General features: G+C 62.1%; 14 protein-coding genes. 4 read left to right on the top strand and 10 right to left on the bottom strand.

The window, feature by feature from the left end:
* Positions 1-13 precede the first annotated feature (13 nt).
* From LQK83_RS12965 to LQK83_RS12980, 4 genes are all read right to left on the bottom strand, one after another.
* Positions 14-727, bottom strand: a complete 714-nt coding sequence (locus LQK83_RS12965) for an ABC transporter ATP-binding protein (protein WP_230837821.1) — start codon at positions 725-727, stop codon at positions 14-16.
* Positions 724-2,538, bottom strand: a complete 1,815-nt coding sequence (locus LQK83_RS12970) for a branched-chain amino acid ABC transporter ATP-binding protein/permease (RefSeq protein WP_230837822.1) — start codon at positions 2,536-2,538, stop codon at positions 724-726. Before LQK83_RS12970 ends, LQK83_RS12965 begins: the two co-directional genes overlap by 4 nt.
* Positions 2,539-2,541: 3 nt before the next feature.
* Entirely contained in the window at positions 2,542-3,573 is a 1,032-nt protein-coding gene (locus tag LQK83_RS12975) for a branched-chain amino acid ABC transporter permease (protein WP_230837823.1), read from the bottom strand.
* A 121-nt stretch (positions 3,574-3,694) separates the two neighbouring features.
* Entirely contained in the window at positions 3,695-4,843 is a 1,149-nt protein-coding gene (locus tag LQK83_RS12980; protein ID WP_230837824.1) for an ABC transporter substrate-binding protein, read from the bottom strand.
* Positions 4,844-5,160: 317 nt separating this feature from the next.
* On the opposite strand from LQK83_RS12980, the gene LQK83_RS12985 reads away from it, so the two are divergent.
* Positions 5,161-5,373, top strand: coding sequence for a hypothetical protein (locus LQK83_RS12985; RefSeq protein ID WP_230837825.1), 213 nt, complete (start codon positions 5,161-5,163; stop codon positions 5,371-5,373).
* Between the two features lie 3 nt (positions 5,374-5,376).
* Here the strand turns inward: LQK83_RS12985 and iolB are convergent, their stop codons facing one another.
* The 5 genes from iolB to LQK83_RS13010 form a co-directional block, all read right to left on the bottom strand.
* Positions 5,377-6,174 carry a 5-deoxy-glucuronate isomerase gene (gene iolB / locus LQK83_RS12990; protein WP_230837826.1) on the bottom strand — a complete coding sequence of 266 codons (798 nt, stop codon included), beginning with the start codon at positions 6,172-6,174 and terminating at the stop codon, positions 5,377-5,379.
* A 207-nt stretch (positions 6,175-6,381) separates the two neighbouring features.
* Positions 6,382-7,299: a myo-inosose-2 dehydratase gene (gene iolE / locus LQK83_RS12995; protein WP_230837827.1), complete on the bottom strand. Its 918-nt coding sequence runs from the start codon at positions 7,297-7,299 to the stop codon at positions 6,382-6,384.
* Between the two features lie 51 nt (positions 7,300-7,350).
* Positions 7,351-9,213, bottom strand: coding sequence for a 3D-(3,5/4)-trihydroxycyclohexane-1,2-dione acylhydrolase (decyclizing) (gene iolD / locus LQK83_RS13000; RefSeq protein WP_230837828.1), 1,863 nt, complete (start codon positions 9,211-9,213; stop codon positions 7,351-7,353).
* 39 nt (positions 9,214-9,252) lie between these two features.
* The gene (locus LQK83_RS13005; protein ID WP_230837829.1) at positions 9,253-11,190 is read right to left on the bottom strand and encodes a bifunctional 5-dehydro-2-deoxygluconokinase/5-dehydro-2-deoxyphosphogluconate aldolase; all 1,938 of its coding nucleotides are present in this window, start codon (positions 11,188-11,190) and stop codon (positions 9,253-9,255) included.
* 99 nt (positions 11,191-11,289) lie between these two features.
* Positions 11,290-12,138 (bottom strand): MurR/RpiR family transcriptional regulator, encoded by an 849-nt coding sequence (locus LQK83_RS13010; protein ID WP_230837936.1) that lies wholly within the window; start codon positions 12,136-12,138, stop codon positions 11,290-11,292.
* Between the two features lie 314 nt (positions 12,139-12,452).
* Here LQK83_RS13010 and iolG point away from each other — a divergent pair, with 314 nt between their 5' ends.
* Entirely contained in the window at positions 12,453-13,445 is a 993-nt protein-coding gene (gene iolG, locus LQK83_RS13015) for an inositol 2-dehydrogenase (protein WP_230837830.1), read from the top strand.
* A 63-nt stretch (positions 13,446-13,508) separates the two neighbouring features.
* Here iolG and LQK83_RS13020 read toward each other — a convergent pair whose 3' ends face one another.
* Positions 13,509-13,751, bottom strand: coding sequence for a WGR domain-containing protein (locus LQK83_RS13020; protein ID WP_230837831.1), 243 nt, complete (start codon positions 13,749-13,751; stop codon positions 13,509-13,511).
* A gap of 185 nt (positions 13,752-13,936) precedes the next feature.
* On the opposite strand from LQK83_RS13020, the gene LQK83_RS13025 reads away from it, so the two are divergent.
* Positions 13,937-14,188: a hypothetical protein gene (locus tag LQK83_RS13025; protein ID WP_230837832.1), complete on the top strand. Its 252-nt coding sequence runs from the start codon at positions 13,937-13,939 to the stop codon at positions 14,186-14,188.
* A 225-nt stretch (positions 14,189-14,413) separates the two neighbouring features.
* A complete protein-coding gene (gene osmF, locus LQK83_RS13030) occupies positions 14,414-15,277 on the top strand; it encodes a glycine betaine ABC transporter substrate-binding protein OsmF (protein ID WP_442966757.1) in 864 nt (287 codons plus the stop codon).
* The last annotated feature ends 26 nt before the right edge of the window (positions 15,278-15,303 follow it).

The raw sequence follows: 15,303 nt of genomic DNA on the forward strand, positions 1-15,303 counted from the left end.
TCTCCCCGCTGTTTCAATGCAGCCCGAGATAGCTCCGCTCGATCTGCGGATCGTTGGCAAGATCCGCCGCCTTCCCGCTCATGGTGATTTCGCCCAGCTCCATCACATAGGCCCGGTCGGCGGCGTTGAGCGCGGCGCGCGCGTTCTGCTCGACCAGCAGGATCGCCACGCCATCCTTGCGCAGGTCTTCGATGATGGTGAAGATGTCGGCGACGATGCGCGGGGCCAAGCCCAGGCTCGGTTCGTCCAGCATCAGCACCTTAGGACCAGCCATCAGCGCGCGGCCCATGGCGAGCATCTGGCGCTCGCCACCGGACATGGTGCCGGCCTCCTGGCGGCGGCGTTCCTTGAGGCGCGGGAAGCGGTCAAACACGCCAGCCATGCGCGCCTGCGCCTCCCGCTCGGAGAAGCGCACGGCACCGAGGCGCAGATTGTCCTCGACGCTCATGGAGGAGAAAAGCTCGCGCCGCTCGGACACGAGCGACAGGCCGGCGGCCACACGGTCCTCGACCTCCAGCCTGTAGAACGGAGCGTCGTCGAATGTCTGTTCGCCGACCGCGGGCAGGATGCCCATCGCGGCGTTGAGCAAGGTCGATTTGCCGGCGCCATTCGCGCCGATGACGGTGACGATCTCGCCGGCGAAGACCTCCAGCGAGACGCCGCGCACGGCCTCGACCTTGCCATAGGAAACTGAGAGGTTGGAGAGAGAAAGCAGAGGCTTGCTCATGCTTCGGCACCTCCGGCAACGGTGGATGACGTCTGCTTGGGCTCGGCGGCACCACCGAGATAGGCTTCGAGAACGGCGGGGTGCGAGCGGATGACATCCGGCGGCCCTTCGGCGATCTTGGTGCCGAAATCGAGCACAACGATATGATCGGTCAGTCCCATGACGAAGCCCATGTCGTGTTCGACGAGAAGCAGGCTCATGCCTTCCGAGCGTAGCTGGCTAAGAAGCTCCGAAAGCTGGCCCTTTTCGAAATGGCGAAGACCAGCTGCGGGTTCGTCGAGCAAAAGCAGCGACGGATTCATCGTCAGCGCACGGGCGATCTCGACGATGCGCTGCTGGCCAAGTGCCAGGCTACCGGCCGGCTTGTGCATGTGTTCGGCAAGGCCGACGCGCGTAATCTGCCGCGCGGCCTCGGCGAACAGGGCCGCCTCCTCGGCACGATCGGTGCGGATGAGCGCCGAGAGCAGGTCCTTGCGGCCGCGCAGGTGTCCACCGAGTGCCACATTCTCCAGAACCGACATGTCCGGCAGGAGCTTCACATGCTGGAAGGTGCGGGCGATGCCCAGTCCCGCGATCCGCTGCTGGCCAATGCCGGAGATCGCTTGGCCGGCGAAGCTGACCGCACCGGAACTCAAGGACAGGACGCCCGTGATCAGATTGAAGGTCGTGCTCTTTCCGGCGCCGTTCGGGCCGATGAGGGCAACGATCTCGCCGGATTTGACGCCGAAGTTGACAGCGTTGACTGCTGTCAACCCGCCGAACTTCTTGGTGGCGTCCTGCACCTTCAGAATCTCGCTGCCGCGTGGCACCGGCATGTCGCGGCCGGTCAGCGGTTGCGCATCAGTCGGGATGCTGCGCGGCTTTGCCTCGGGCAGGATGCGCTGCACCAGCGGCCAGAGGCCGTCGGGTGCCACCTGCAGCAGCACGATCAGCAGGACGCCGAAGACGATCGGTTCATAGAGCGCGCTGTCGGTGATCAGCGTCGGCATGACGCGCTGGATGACGTCGCGCAGTTCGGTGATGATGAAGGCCCCGGCAATCGCGCCCCAGACCTGCCCTGCTCCACCAACAACCGCCATGAACAGATAACTGATACCGGCATTCAGGTTGAACGGGCTCGGCGTCACCGCGCTCTGGAAGAAGGCGTAGAGCCAGCCGGACAGGCCCGCCAGCACGGCGGCATAGACGAAGACGATGAGCTTGGCCTGGCTCGCCGAAATGCCGAAGGCGCCCGCCATGGTCGAACCGCGGCGCAGCGACCGGATCGCACGACCGACGCGGCTGTCGAGCAGGTTCAGCGTGGCAATGCCACAAATAAGCAGCGCGCCCCAGATCACGGCATGCAGCCGCGCCGGTTCGTGGAAGCTGACGGAGCCGACGGTGAGCGGCGGGATGGAGCTGATACCGTCGTGGCGGCCCAAGAGTTCCAGCTGGCCGAAGAGATAGTAGAGCGCCAAGCCCCAGGCGATGGTGCCGAGCGGCAGATAATGACCGGCCAGACGCACGGTGACGAAGCCGAGAAGCAGAGCGGCGAGTGCGGAAACGGCGAGCGCCACGGGAAGCGTCGCAATCGGGCTCCAGCCATATTGCGTGGTGAGCACGGCGGCCGAATAGGCGCCGAAACCGGCAAGCGCCGCCTGCCCGAAGGAGGTCAGCCCGCCGACGCCGGTCAACACGACGAGGCCGATGGCGACGATGGCCGCCAGCCCGATATTGTCGAGCAGGATGATCCAGAAGGGCGGGAAGCCGGGAACGAACGGGGCCAGGATGATGATGGCGGCGAAGAGGCAGAGGGCGATACGGTTGGTCATGGCTCAGTCCTCCTCGTCCGTATGTTTGCTGGCAAAGGATCGGACCAGAAGGACCGGGATCAGCAGCGTGAAGACGATGACTTCCTTGAAGTCGCTGGCAAAGAAGGATGAGAAGCTTTCGATCAGGCCGACGGCAAGGGCCGCAGCAGCCGTCAGCGGATAGCTGGCGAGCCCGCCGATGATGGCGGCGACGAAGCCCTTGAGGCCGATGACGAAGCCGGTGTCGTAATAGATTGTGGTCATGGGTGCCAGCAGCACGCCGGAGACCGCGCCGATGCCGGCGGCGAGCGCCAGTGCGATCTTGCCCGTGCCCTTCGTGCGGATGCCAACGAGGCGAGCGCCGAGACGGTTGACGGCCGTTGCGCGCAGCGCCTTGCCCTGCACGGTGCGCTCGAAGAACCAGTAGAGGCCGGCGATGAGCAACACGGTTGCTGCATAAACCGCGATGTTCTGGCCGCTGACCGGCAGCGGGCCGAGATCGACGGAGAAGTCCGTCAGCGCATCGGCCTTCTGGCCTTCCGCGCCGAAGAAGACGAGGCCGAGGCCCATGAGAGCCAGATGGGTGCCAACGGCGGCGATCAGCAGGACGAGCACGCTGCGGTCGGCGAGCGGCTGGAAGGCAATGCGGTAGAGATGCGGCCCGAGTGCGGACACGATGGCCACGGTCAGAACCAGGCTGGCGATGGTGGATACGCCGGCCAGCTCACGGGCCGCGAGGAGAAGCGCCAGCGGCACTACGATCTTCTCGACGCCCTGGCGGAGAAGGAACGTGCCGGTGATGCGGCTGCGCTCGGCATAGAGATCGAAGAGAAGCGCCACGAAGGCGAAGATCGGCAGCAGATAGGCGGTGCCCGGCACGTGGCCGCCCTGCAGCATGGCATAGGTCAGCGCGCCATAGGCGACGAATTCGCCCTGCGGGATGAAGATGATGCGTGTCACCGCAAAGACCAGCACCAGCGCGAAGCCGAGTAGCGCGTAGATCGCACCGTTGGTGATGCCGTCCTGCACCAGAAAGAGCAGAATCGTGAGATCCAAGTTTTGTCTCCTCCGGGCACAGGTTTAGAGATGCCGCGAGCTGCAGCCTTGCACGATTGAAGCTATTCGGAAAGAGACCCGGCGCAGGGCCGGGTCCGATTTTCAGAAGACGTTTTCGGGCTTACTTGATCAGCTCGAACTTGCCGTCCTTGACGGTGAGCATGATGCGGGCGCGCTCGTCGACGCCATAGCGATCCGTGGCGGTAAAGTTATAAACGCCCTGCGAGGCGCCGATATCCTTTTCGGTGATCAGCGCATCGGCGATGGCTTCGCGGAATTCCGGCGTGCCGGGCTTGGCCTTCTTCAAGGCGACCGGAACAACGCGCTTCAGCACTTCGAACGCATCCCACGGATGACCGGCGAACTGGTTGCGCGGACCGAATTTCGGCTCATAGGCGGCGACCAGAGCGAGACCAGGCGCCTTGGTGAGCGCGCTGTCCGGTTGACCCTCGGGCAGCATGTCCGGACCCGAAGCCATGATCACGCCTTCGGCAGCCTTGCCGGCAATGCGGATGAAGTCCTGCGAGACGGCGCCATGGGTCTGGTAGATCAGGCCCTTGTAGCCGCGTTCGCGCAGCGTCGACTGCGGCAGGGCCGCACCCGTGCCGGAAGCGGCAACGAGAACGGCATCCGGCTTGGCGGCCACCAGCTTCAGCACCTGACCGGTGACGGAGGTGTCGGCGCGGGCATAGCGCTCATCGGCAACGAGCTTCAGCCCATACTTGTCTGCGGCGGCCTTGAACTGACCGAGCCAGAGATCGCCCCAGCTGTCGGAAAAGCCGATCATGCCAACCGTCTTCACACCGCTCTTCTTCATGTGGTCGAAGATGCCGGCGGCCATGAGCGGCACCGGCTGCGGCATGATCACCGTATAGCGCTCCTTGCCCGGCGTGACCGGCATCGGGCCGAGACCGAAATGCGGGACCTTGGCGTCGAAGGCGACAGCCGAAACGGCAATCGTCGGCGGTGTGGTCGAAGAACCGAGGATCACGTCGACCTTGTCGTCGTTGATCAAACGCTTGGCGTTCGTAGTCGCCTGTGTCGGATCACCGGCATCGTCGAGAACGATCAGCTTCACCTTGAGGCCGCCGATTTCGGTCGGAACGAGCGTCAGCGCATTCTTTTCCGGAATGCCGAGCGCTGCGGCCGGACCAGTGGTCGAGAGCGTCGCTCCGACGGTCAGAACCCCATCTTCGGCTTTTACGACCGCGGCGGACAGGCCAAGCGCTGCAACGCAGGCTGCGGCCGCAATTGAGAATTTGAATTTCATGGAACTCCTCCCGTGACTTCCAATTGAAATACCGAGCTTTAAAATTGTCTTCAAAGACGATCGGCAGACGGCATGCGCTTATTCCCTCCGAACAAGGGCCCTCCTCCGCGAAAACCGCTTGATGATTATGCTATATAACTTTTTAAGTACCTGCAAGCTGTCCCCTGTCGATTAGAGGCGTGAAAAATCGCGCATACATCAGAGTGAAAATTCGCAGCCTCTCGACTTCTACGGTCATTCCGTGCTAACGTTAATTATTCGTTATCAATAAAAATAAAAAACCGGGATTACATGAATTATGTTGCGGGAGCTCATTCATGAAACGGCTGGAACTTTATTTCATTAGGGCGGTATTGATAACTCTGTTGATGGTCATTGCTTTTTCGCCGATTGCGGCCATCGGATACTTCTTTGAGGGCGTCGCCAGCCTGACACTGCAGGCGACTCATCTTCTCGCGCTGGGCTATCTTCTGCTGATAGCCTTCTGCGCCTTTCTTCTCAGCCCTGTTTTCGGCGAAAACAAAAGCTGAGACTTAAAGTGTCAGAAGCCATTCGTGCTCTTGCTGGTTATGGAATTTCCAGACCCGCTTCGGGCCAGCCATGACATTGAGGTAGTAAAGATCGTAGCCGTGGATGGTCGCGCAAGGGTGATACCCCTTGGGCACTAGAGCAACATCGCCGTCTTCCACCGCCATCGCCTCGTCGAGCGAGCGATCGTCCGTGTAGACGCGCTGGAAGGCGAAGCCCTGCGGCGGGTTGAGGCGGTGGTAATAGGTCTCTTCCAGGAAGCTCTCGTTCGGCAGATTATCCTGATCGTGCTTGTGCGAGGGATAGGACGAAGTGTTGCCGTTCGGGGTGATGACTTCCACGACGAGCAGCGAATGCGCCGAATTGTCGTCTTCCGGCATGATATTATGCACGAGGCGAACGTTGGAGCCCTTGCCGCGGGTGATCTGCGGATGCGCGCCCGGCGCAATGCGTTTGGCGGTGTAACTTCCGCCACCGGGAGCCGAGCAGACGGCAAGCTCCAGATCGGTCTCGGCCGTCACAGACCAGCTGGAACCCATCGGTACGTAAAGCGCATCCGGCGCACCTTCGAACGGGCTCTTGCGGCCGCCGAGTGTGCCGAAACTCTCCTCGCCAGCCTTCGCCGTGGCAGAGCCGGAAATCCAGACGAGGCAGTTTTCACGGTCGCCGGTTTCCGCGGACACCGTTTCACCGGCCTTCAACTTGTGCAGCTCGAAACCGACATAGGTCCAGCCCGCACTTTCCGGCGTGACCTTCGTCACCAGACCATGATCGCCTTTCGGCTTGACGAGAAGTTTGGACATGGCTTGCTCCTTTGTCCTCAAAAAATGCCCCTCCCCAACCCTCCCCACAAGGGGGAGGAAGTTAACCTGCCGCACCGTGCGCAGCCACAATGGGCGACAGCGGTGCAGCGAGTCATCTCCCCCCTTGTGGGGGAGATGGCGGCAGCCAGAGGGGGCCTTGCCGCGGGCGTCTGCTATGCCCCTTCTCCCCGACGGGAGACGGGTGCGTCACTTCACCGGAAACCCTTGCGTTTCCACCTCATACCCTGCCGCCGTCATCACGCACATCAGCTCGGCATGGCCGATCTCGGCCATCTTCTGCGGCGGCGCCTTCTTGGGGTCCTGCTCGGCTTCGACGACGAACCAGCCTTCATAGCCATAGTCGGCGCAGCGCTGGACGATTGCGCCGAAATCGAGCGAGCCGTCGCCCGGAACGGTGAAGGCGCCGAGCGCCACGGCATCGAGGAAGGACTGCTTCGAGCGGTCGAGACCATCCACGACCGGGCGGCGGATGTCCTTCACATGCACATGGTTGATGCGGGCATGGTGATTGTCGATGGCGCGCAGCACGTCGCCGCCGGCAAAGGCCAGATGGCCGGCATCCATCAGCAGGGGAATCCCCTCGCCCGAATATTTCATGAAGGCGTCGAGTTCCTGTTCGGTCTCGACCACGGCCGCCATGTGGTGGTGGTAGGAGAGCGGCATGCCCTGCTCGGCGCACCATTCACCGAATTCCGTGACCTTGCGGGCATAGGCCTTCATCTCGTCATCCGAGAGCTTGGGCTTGGTGGCCAGCGGCTTGGACCGGTCGCCCTGGATGGAGCGGCCGACTTCGCCATAGACGATGCAGGGCGCGTCAACCGCCTTGAACAGCTCGATCATCGGCGCGATGCGGTCCTTGTTGGCCGCAAGCTCTTCGTTGACCAGCGTGCCGGAAAACCAGCCGCCGCAGAGCGTCACGTCCGCAGCGCGCAGGATCGGCAGCATGACAGCCGGATCGTCGGGAAAGCGGCGGCCCTTTTCCATGCCGGTGAAGCCGGCAGAGCGGGACTGGCGCAGGCACTCTTCCAGCGACACGTCGTCGGACAGGTCCGGAAGGTCGTCGTTCCACCACGCGATGGGGGACATGCCGAGTTTGGCTTTCATGAAATTCTCCTCGAAAAGAAGCGGGAGCGGCATCCGCTCCCTTTAAAAGGTTTAGCCGATACGCTGGAAGGCGAGCGCCTTCTTATACGCTTCGTGCGCCTTGTTGACCTCAGAGCGCGGGCTGACTTCCGGCACGGCGACATCCCACCAGTGGCCGCCATCGCCGGTCGTCGTCAGCGGATCGGTGTCGATGACGATGACGGAGGTGCGGTCGTGCGACTTGGAGTCAGCCAGCGCCTGTTCCAGCTCGGCGACGGTCGAGACCTTGACGGCAGTCGCCCCCATGGATTCCGCATGCCCCCGGAAATCGATGTTCGACGGCACAACGTGATAGGCGTCGTCCAGCAGGTTGTTGAAGTTCGCCCCGCCGGTCGCCATCTGCAGGCGGTTGATGCAGCCATAGCCGCGATTGTCGAGTACGACGACGGTGATCTTGCGACCGATCATGACCGAGGTCGCGATCTCGGAATTGGCCATCATGTAGGAGCCGTCGCCGACCATGACGACGATGTCGAGCTCCGGCCGCGCCATCTTGGCGCCCAGCCCCCCGGCAATCTCGTAGCCCATGCAGGAGAAGCCATATTCCATGTGATAGCTGCCCGGCTTCGTCGCCGGCCAGAGCTTGTGCAGCTCGCCCGGCAGACCGCCGGCGGCGCAGAGCACCATGCTCTTTTCAAGATCGATGGAGCGCGTGACGGCGCCAATCACCTGCGCATCCGAGGGAAGTCCCGTGCCCGTCACGAAATCGGGGGAGAACATCTTCTCGACCGACTTCATCCAGGTTGCCTTGGCAAGATCGGCCTTGTCAGCCAGCGCCGCAGGAGCGCGCCAGTCGCCGAGCTTCTCCGAGATCAGCGTCAGCGCCTCGCGTGCATCCGCAATCAGCGGCTCCGCGCCATGCTTGCCACCGTCGATGGGCGCGACATTGATCGAGAGGATTTTCAGGTCCTCGTTCTTGAACAGCGCCCAGGAACCGGTGGTGAAATCCTGGAAGCGCGTACCGATGCCGATGACCAGATCGGCCTCCTCGGCAATCGCATTGGCGGCAGAGGTCCCCGTCACGCCGACCGAGCCCAGCGCCAGCGGGTGGCGCTCGTCGATCGCCGACTTGCCGGCCTGCGTCACGACAACCGGAACGCCGTGCTTGTCGGCGAAGGCGGTGAGTTCATCGCTCGCCAGCGAATAGAGCACGCCGCCACCGGCGACGATGACCGGCTTCTTCGCCGCCGAGATCAGCGCGATGGCATTGGCGAGTTCTGTCTCGTCGGGGCGGATGCGGCGGTTGGTCGTCCAGACGCGCTCCTCGAAGAAGTTCTCCGGATAATCAAAGGCCTCCGCCTGCACATCCTGGCAGAGCGACAGCGTCACCGGGCCGCAATCGGCGGGGTCGGTCAGAACCTGCATGGCGCGGCGCAGGGCCGTGATGATCTGCTCGGGCCGGGTGATGCGGTCGAAATAGCGCGACACGGGGCGGAAGGCGTCAGAGGCCGACACCGTGCCGTCGCCGAAAGCTTCGATCTGTTGCAGAACCGGGTCCGGCGCGCGATTGGCGAAGACGTCGCCGGGCAGGAAGAGGACCGGGAGGCGGTTGACATGGGCGACACCGGCGGCGGTCACCATGTTCAGTGCGCCGGGGCCGATGGAGGTGGTGCAGGCCATGAAGCGGCGGCGGAAATTCGCCTTGGCATAGGCGATCGCCGAATGCGCCATCGACTGCTCGTTATGGGCGCGATAGGTCGGGAACCCGTTGCGCGCCTGATAGAGCGCCTCGCCGATGCCGGCGACATTGCCATGGCCGAAAATCGCCCAGCAACCGCCAAAGATCGGCTGCTTGACGCCATCGATCACCGTCATCTGGCTGGAAAGAAACTTCACGAGGGCCTGCGCCATCGTCAGCCTGATCGTCTTGCCCATGTTGGCCTCCCGGTATTTTCTTGTTCAGTTCAACCTGACTTAGTTCAGGCCGCGCGTCTTCAGCCAGGCCTTGGTCAGCCCCTCGAACCGCGCCGCCATATCAGCAATCGCAGCCTCGTCATCCATCTTGCCGCCAAGCCATTGCCGCGCCGCATCCGCAAAGATCGTGCGGCCGACCGCGAAACCCTTGACCGAGGGCGCAACCAGTGTCGCGGCAAAGGCCTTTTCCAGCTCCGCCGCCGGGGCTTCGAGCCCTAGCAGCACGATACCGCGGCAGAAGGGATCGTGCTCGGCAATCACGGCCTCGATCTTCGCCCAGGCCGTTTCGGATGCCTGCGGCTCCAGCTTCCACCAGTCGGGCTTAATGCCCAGATCGTAAAGCTCGCGCATCGCCCTCGCAATGGTGTCATCGTTCAGCGGGCCATTCTTGCCCGCAATGATTTCGATCAACAACTCGCGGCCCACCTTGCGGGCGGCGTCGAACAGGCTCTTCAGCTTCTCCTGCTGATCGGCCTTGAGTGCCGCCGGATCGTCCGGATGATAGAAGCACAGGCACTTGATGCAATGTTCGAGCGGCCAGGCAACGAGCTGGGAGCCGATATCCTGCGAGAATTCGAACTTGAGCGGCTTCGAGCCCGGAAGCTCGACCGGACGGCCGATCCAGGAGAAATTCTGCTTCATCGCATCGAAGAAGGCATCGCGACCGAAACGCTCGTCGATCAGCATGCCATAGCCCGGACGCCCCTTGGCGACGCGGGCGGCAGCGGCGACCGCGAGGCGCTTGAAGGCGGGGATGCGCTCTTCGGGAACGTTGAGTTCGCGGGCCACATCGACCAGCTGCGAGCGGTGGTCGATGGCCAGCGCCATCAGCAGCGGGATTTCGCCGGCAAGCCGGGTCGTGGCCCAATGGACGTGGTTGAGATCCGCATCCTTGCGCAGCGCGCGTTCCTTGCTGCCATGCTTGAGGAAGTACTGAAGCTCGGTGAAACTCGGGATTTCCGGCGAGCAGAGCAGGCGCGATACGGCAAAGGCACCGCAGGCATTGGCCCAGGTGGCCGAGGTCTCATGCGCCTCGCCCTTCAGCCAGCCGCGCAGGAAACCGGACATGAAGCTGTCGCCGGCACCGAGCGTGTTATAGACCTCGATCGGGAAGCCCTGGCCGACGATCCCCTGTTCCAGATCGTCCGGGATTTCGCCATCATAGACGATGCAGCCCATCGGGCCGCGCTTCAGAACGATGGTGGCAGACGACGACGCGCGGATGGTCTGCAGCGCCGCGAGAAGATCGGCTTCGCCCGAGGCAATCAGCACTTCCTCTTCCGTGCCGACGATGAGGTCGCATTCGGCCAGAACCGGCTTCAGACGGCTCGAGACGGCATCCGAGGCGATATAGCGCTCTTCGCCCGCCCGGTGGCCGGCAAGGCCCCAGAGATTGGGGCGATAGTCGATATCGAAGATCACCTTCGCGCCGTTCGCCTTGGCGATGCGGATCGCCTTCTTCTGCGCGGCCTCGGTGTTCGGCTTGGAAAAGTGCGTGCCGGTGACGAGCACGGCGCGGGCGGATTGGATGAAGTCCTCACGCACGTCGTCTTCGCTGATCGACATGTCGGCGCAGTTTTCGCGATAGAAGATGGTCGGGAAGGTCTTGTCGTTTTCGACGCCGAGCAGAACCAGCGCCGTGAGACGCGCCGGATCGGTCTTGATGCCCTTGGTTTCGACACCCTCGCGGGCCAGATGTTCCTTGATGAAGGAGCCCATCTGTTCGTCACCGACGCCGGTGATGATCGCCGATTTCAGCCCCAGCCGCGCGGTGCCGATGGCGATGTTGGCGGGGCAACCGCCGACGGAGCGGGCGAAGCTCACTGTATCTTCCAGCCGCGCGCCGATCTGCTGGCCGTAAATGTCGACAGAGGAGCGGCCGATGGTGATGACATCAAGCTCAGCCTCGGGCTTGAAGCCGGGGGAAAGGCGCGGCATTCGATCCTCCACATTCTGTTCTTTTCAGCCTTCAGGCCGGTTGCGGCGGATGAAACACAAAAGCCAATAACTTGTCAATTCGGAATTTATATTCCAAATTTATTCTGCTGCATTCTGTTCATGCCTACGGTATTCCGCGATGCCGACAGACAAGGCCATAGTGAGCGCCATGGAGGCGGAAAGCGACCGGAAGCCGGCGAAATCCGCCTCCGCCACCTCGAACCAGAGCGTGGAAATAGAGGCGAGCGGTGAGAAGGCGGAATCGGTGATGGAGACCAGCGGTACGCCCTGCGCATGCAGCGCGCGGGCATGTTCGAGGCTTTCGGCGGCGTAGGGCGAGAAGGAGATCGCTAGTGCCGCATCAGTGGGCCGCGCAAATTGCACGGTCTCCATGTCCACGCCATTGGTGGAAGCGACCATCTGGTGGCGGATGCCGAGCTTGGAGAAGGCGTAAGATAAATGCGCGGTCAGCGCATAGGAGCGCCGCTTGGCGATCAGGTAGATCGTGTCCGCCGCACCCAGAACCTCGATGGCGCGCTTGAAATCCTCCTCGCGGATCGCTTCTTCCATCTTGACGATGGAGGAGCGGGCCGCGCCGAAGAACCCATGCAGAAGTGCGGCTTCCGGGGCCGGATCGCCGGATTTCTCGATCTGCGTCAGCCGCTCTTCATAGGATGGCGTACGCAGTCGAAGCCGCTCCTTGAAGATCGTCTGGAAATGCGAGAAGCCCTCATAGCCGAACTGATGAGCGAGCCGCACGAGTGTAGACGGCTGCACGGAGGCCGCCTGGGCGATACTCGCGGCCGTGCCGAAGGCGATCTCGTCCGGGTTTTCGAGCGCATAAGCCGCGGCCTGCTTCAGCCGCTTCGGCAGCTTCACATGGTTGCCGACCACCTGGGCCTTCAGGCTCTCGAAATCCACCGGCGGCACAGCGGCCGCTTCGCTCATATCCGCCAAATCAGTTCTCCGTATCCCCTGACGCATCGTGCTTCGCGCGATACGTAGATCCTGTCTGTTGGAGCGTCCTTTGCGCATCCGAACGGACGCGCGGCGCTCCAATGATGGAATGTTTATGCCAAAAATGGAATTGGGCAACTGCTTCTTCCAAAATTCATGCGAGACCCGTTGTTTGAAACCAGACATTCCTTTATGACCGTGCAAATGAAATCTTCGTTCCATTTCGGATCGGCAATTCCGGAAAAGCGCGTCACGCTTCCGCCGGCTTTTGCAGCCAACAAACTGACATTTTCGGGAGCACACTCATGACAGTGAAATTCGGACTCTTGGGCGCCGGCCGCATCGGCAAGGTTCATGCCAAGGCAGTCGCCGGCAATGCGGATGCCAAGCTTGTCGCCGTCGCCGATCCCTTCGCCGAGGCCGCCAATGCGATTGCCAAGACCTATGGCTGTGACGTCCGCACGATCGAGGAGATCGAAAAGTCCGCCGATATCGACGCCGTCATCATCTGCACGCCCACCGACACGCATGCCGACCTGATCGAGCGCTTTGCCCGTGCCGGCAAGGCGATCTTCTGCGAAAAGCCGGTGGATCTGGACGTTGAGCGGGTCAAGGCCTGCATCAAGGTGGTCGAGGAGACCAAGGGCAAGCTGATGGTCGGCTTCAACCGCCGCTTCGACCCGCATTTCATGGCCGTTCGCAAGGCGATTGCCGATGGCAAGATCGGCGCGGTCGAAATGGTCACGATCACCTCGCGCGATCCGGGCGCTCCGCCGGTCGAATACATCAAGCGTTCCGGCGGCATTTTCCGCGACATGACGATCCATGATTTCGACATGGCGCGCTTCCTGCTCGGCGAAGAGGTGGCTTCCGTCTCCGCCCATGCCGCAGTTCTGGTCGATCCGGAAATCGGCAAGGCCGGCGACTTCGACAGCGTCACCGTCATTCTCGAGACCAAGTCCGGCAAGCAGGCCGTCATCTCGAACTCGCGCCGCGCCACCTATGGCTACGACCAGCGCATCGAAGTGCATGGCTCGAAGGGCGTCGTTTCGGCCGAAAACCAGCGCGCCGTTTCCATCGAGATCGCCAATGGCGAAGGCTATACCCGCCCGCCGCTGCATGATTTCTTCATGACGCGCTACACGGAGGCTTACGCCAACGAGATCGCCGCCTTCATCGCGGCCATCGTGGATGGCGCTGCCATCAGCCCGACCGGCACGGACGGTCTCAAGGCGCTCCAGCTCGCCGATGCCGCGCTCGAAAGCGCCAAGACCGGCAAGCGCGTCTCGCTCGCCTGATCGATTGATCGAAGACAGAAGCCTGCGCGGACAAAAATCCCGCGCAGGCTTTTTCGTGCTCGCTCATGCCTCGCCATAGCCGCGCCGGCGCTTGGCCCTGAGCAGTCGCGCAAGAAGTGCTGCCGCCTCTTCCCGCTTGGCGAAATCATGCAGCTTGACCTGGCCCCGCGTACCGATCCGCCCCCAATGCCGCCGCAGCCGCACATCGCCGAACAGTGTCGGTTCGATGGAGAGCATGTAGAAGCGTGCCATGTTTTTGGCCGGATCGCGCCGTTCCAGATAGATATCGTCTGAGATCGTGGTCATTGACCAAGAGTCGCCGATCACGACTCCCGCGTCCAATGAGACTTATGAATCCAAAAGCTTAGACTGATTCACGGACGTGATGTTTTGGTTCGAACGGAGTTTTAAGGGAGCCAGAAACGAAAAAGCCTGCCGCGGGAGGAGGTGCGGCAGGCTTTCGAAATTCAGAACAGCGACTGGGAGGAGGAGTGCCGCTGCTCTATTTTCAGGCCCTTCGGGAGGAGAGAAGGCCTGAAGCTCGAAGCGGGCGGGAGGAGGTGCCGCGCTTCAATGAGATAAATTTAACCCGGGGCCGGCTCGACCGCCAGCGCTTTTGCTGCATTGCAGCCATGCAAATGTTGCAATGCAGCAAACACTCTCACGAAGCCGCTTTTCATTTTTATGAGAAACTGACCGCCGGGACTGAACGGATCGCGGTCGCCGTTCGTAACGGCTCCTGACAGAGATTGGCAGGGGTGGGCTTTAGGGAATCTCATACGGCAAGGTCTGTCGCGGGAACATTCGCGGCCATGGGCCATTGTCACGTTGAGGGCGATGATGCGCGCACGTCTACAAAGAGCGCAGCACTGGCGTTCTGGGAGCAGTCACATTCATTGAACAGGGGACCATTCATGAACAGGCTTTTCAAACTGGCCGGCACGCTGGCTTTTGCAGCATTCGCATCCATGCAGGCCATGGCGGCCGACAGCGTTGTCGTATCGTCTAAAATCGATACGGAGGGCGGGGTGCTCGGCAATATCATCCTGCAGGCCCTGAAGGCGAATAATATCCCGGTGGAAAGCAAGATCCAGCTGGGCGCAACACCTATCGTCCGCCAGGCGATCACACAGGGGCAGATCGATATCTATCCGGAATATACCGGCAACGCCGCGTTCTTCTTCAACAAGGGCGATCTTCCGGTCTGGAACAAGGCCGACGAGGGTTATGCCAAAGCGAAGGAACTGGATTACGACGCCAACAAGATCGTCTGGCTGACGCCTGCCAAGGCCAACAACACCTGGGCGATCGCGGTACGCGGTGATGTGGCGGATGCCAACAAGCTTTCGACACTCTCCGACTTCGGCGCCTATGTCGCCAAGGGTGGTCAGGTGAAGCTCGCGGCCTCCTCCGAATTCGTGACGTCACCTTCAGCGCTTCCCGCCTTCGAAAAGGCCTATGGTTTCAAGATGAAACCCGATCAGCTGATCACGCTGTCCGGCGGCGACACGGCCGCCACGATCTCGGCGGCCGCACAGCAGACCTCGGGCGCGAACGCCGCGATGGTCTACGGCACCGATGGCGGCATCGCGCCGTCCGGTCTGAAGGTGATGGAAGACGACAAGGGTGTGCAACCGGTCTATCTGCCCACACCGATCATCCGCGAGGAGAAGCTGAAGCAATATCCGAAGATTGCCGATATCCTGAAGCCGATCTTCGAGGCGCTGGATCTTCAGACGCTCCAGACGTTGAACGGTCGCGTTCAGGTCGGCGGCGAGCCGGCGAATGCAGTGGCTGCCGATTTCCTGTCCTCGAAGGGCTTCGTCAAGTAAGATGATGGGCCCGTTGGTCGCGCTGA

It is taken from the genome of Rhizobium sp. C1 (assembly GCF_021026335.1).
Classification (GTDB): Bacteria; Pseudomonadota; Alphaproteobacteria; order Rhizobiales; family Rhizobiaceae; genus Ensifer_A.

Coding starts and splice junctions, on each gene's coding strand:
- iolG (WP_230837830.1), top strand. CDS start 12,453: ATGACAGTGAAATTCGGACTCTTGGGCGCCGGCCGCATCGGCAAGGTT.
- osmF (WP_442966757.1), top strand. CDS start 14,414: ATGCAGGCCATGGCGGCCGACAGCGTTGTCGTATCGTCTAAAATCGAT.
- LQK83_RS12980 (WP_230837824.1), bottom strand. CDS start 4,843: ATGAAATTCAAATTCTCAATTGCGGCCGCAGCCTGCGTTGCAGCGCTT.
- LQK83_RS12985 (WP_230837825.1), top strand. CDS start 5,161: ATGAAACGGCTGGAACTTTATTTCATTAGGGCGGTATTGATAACTCTG.
- LQK83_RS12965 (WP_230837821.1), bottom strand. CDS start 727: ATGAGCAAGCCTCTGCTTTCTCTCTCCAACCTCTCAGTTTCCTATGGC.
- LQK83_RS12970 (WP_230837822.1), bottom strand. CDS start 2,538: ATGACCAACCGTATCGCCCTCTGCCTCTTCGCCGCCATCATCATCCTG.
- LQK83_RS13005 (WP_230837829.1), bottom strand. CDS start 11,190: ATGCCGCGCCTTTCCCCCGGCTTCAAGCCCGAGGCTGAGCTTGATGTC.
- iolD (WP_230837828.1), bottom strand. CDS start 9,213: ATGGGCAAGACGATCAGGCTGACGATGGCGCAGGCCCTCGTGAAGTTT.
- LQK83_RS13020 (WP_230837831.1), bottom strand. CDS start 13,751: ATGACCACGATCTCAGACGATATCTATCTGGAACGGCGCGATCCGGCC.
- iolE (WP_230837827.1), bottom strand. CDS start 7,299: ATGAAAGCCAAACTCGGCATGTCCCCCATCGCGTGGTGGAACGACGAC.
- LQK83_RS13010 (WP_230837936.1), bottom strand. CDS start 12,138: ATGAGCGAAGCGGCCGCTGTGCCGCCGGTGGATTTCGAGAGCCTGAAG.
- iolB (WP_230837826.1), bottom strand. CDS start 6,174: ATGTCCAAACTTCTCGTCAAGCCGAAAGGCGATCATGGTCTGGTGACG.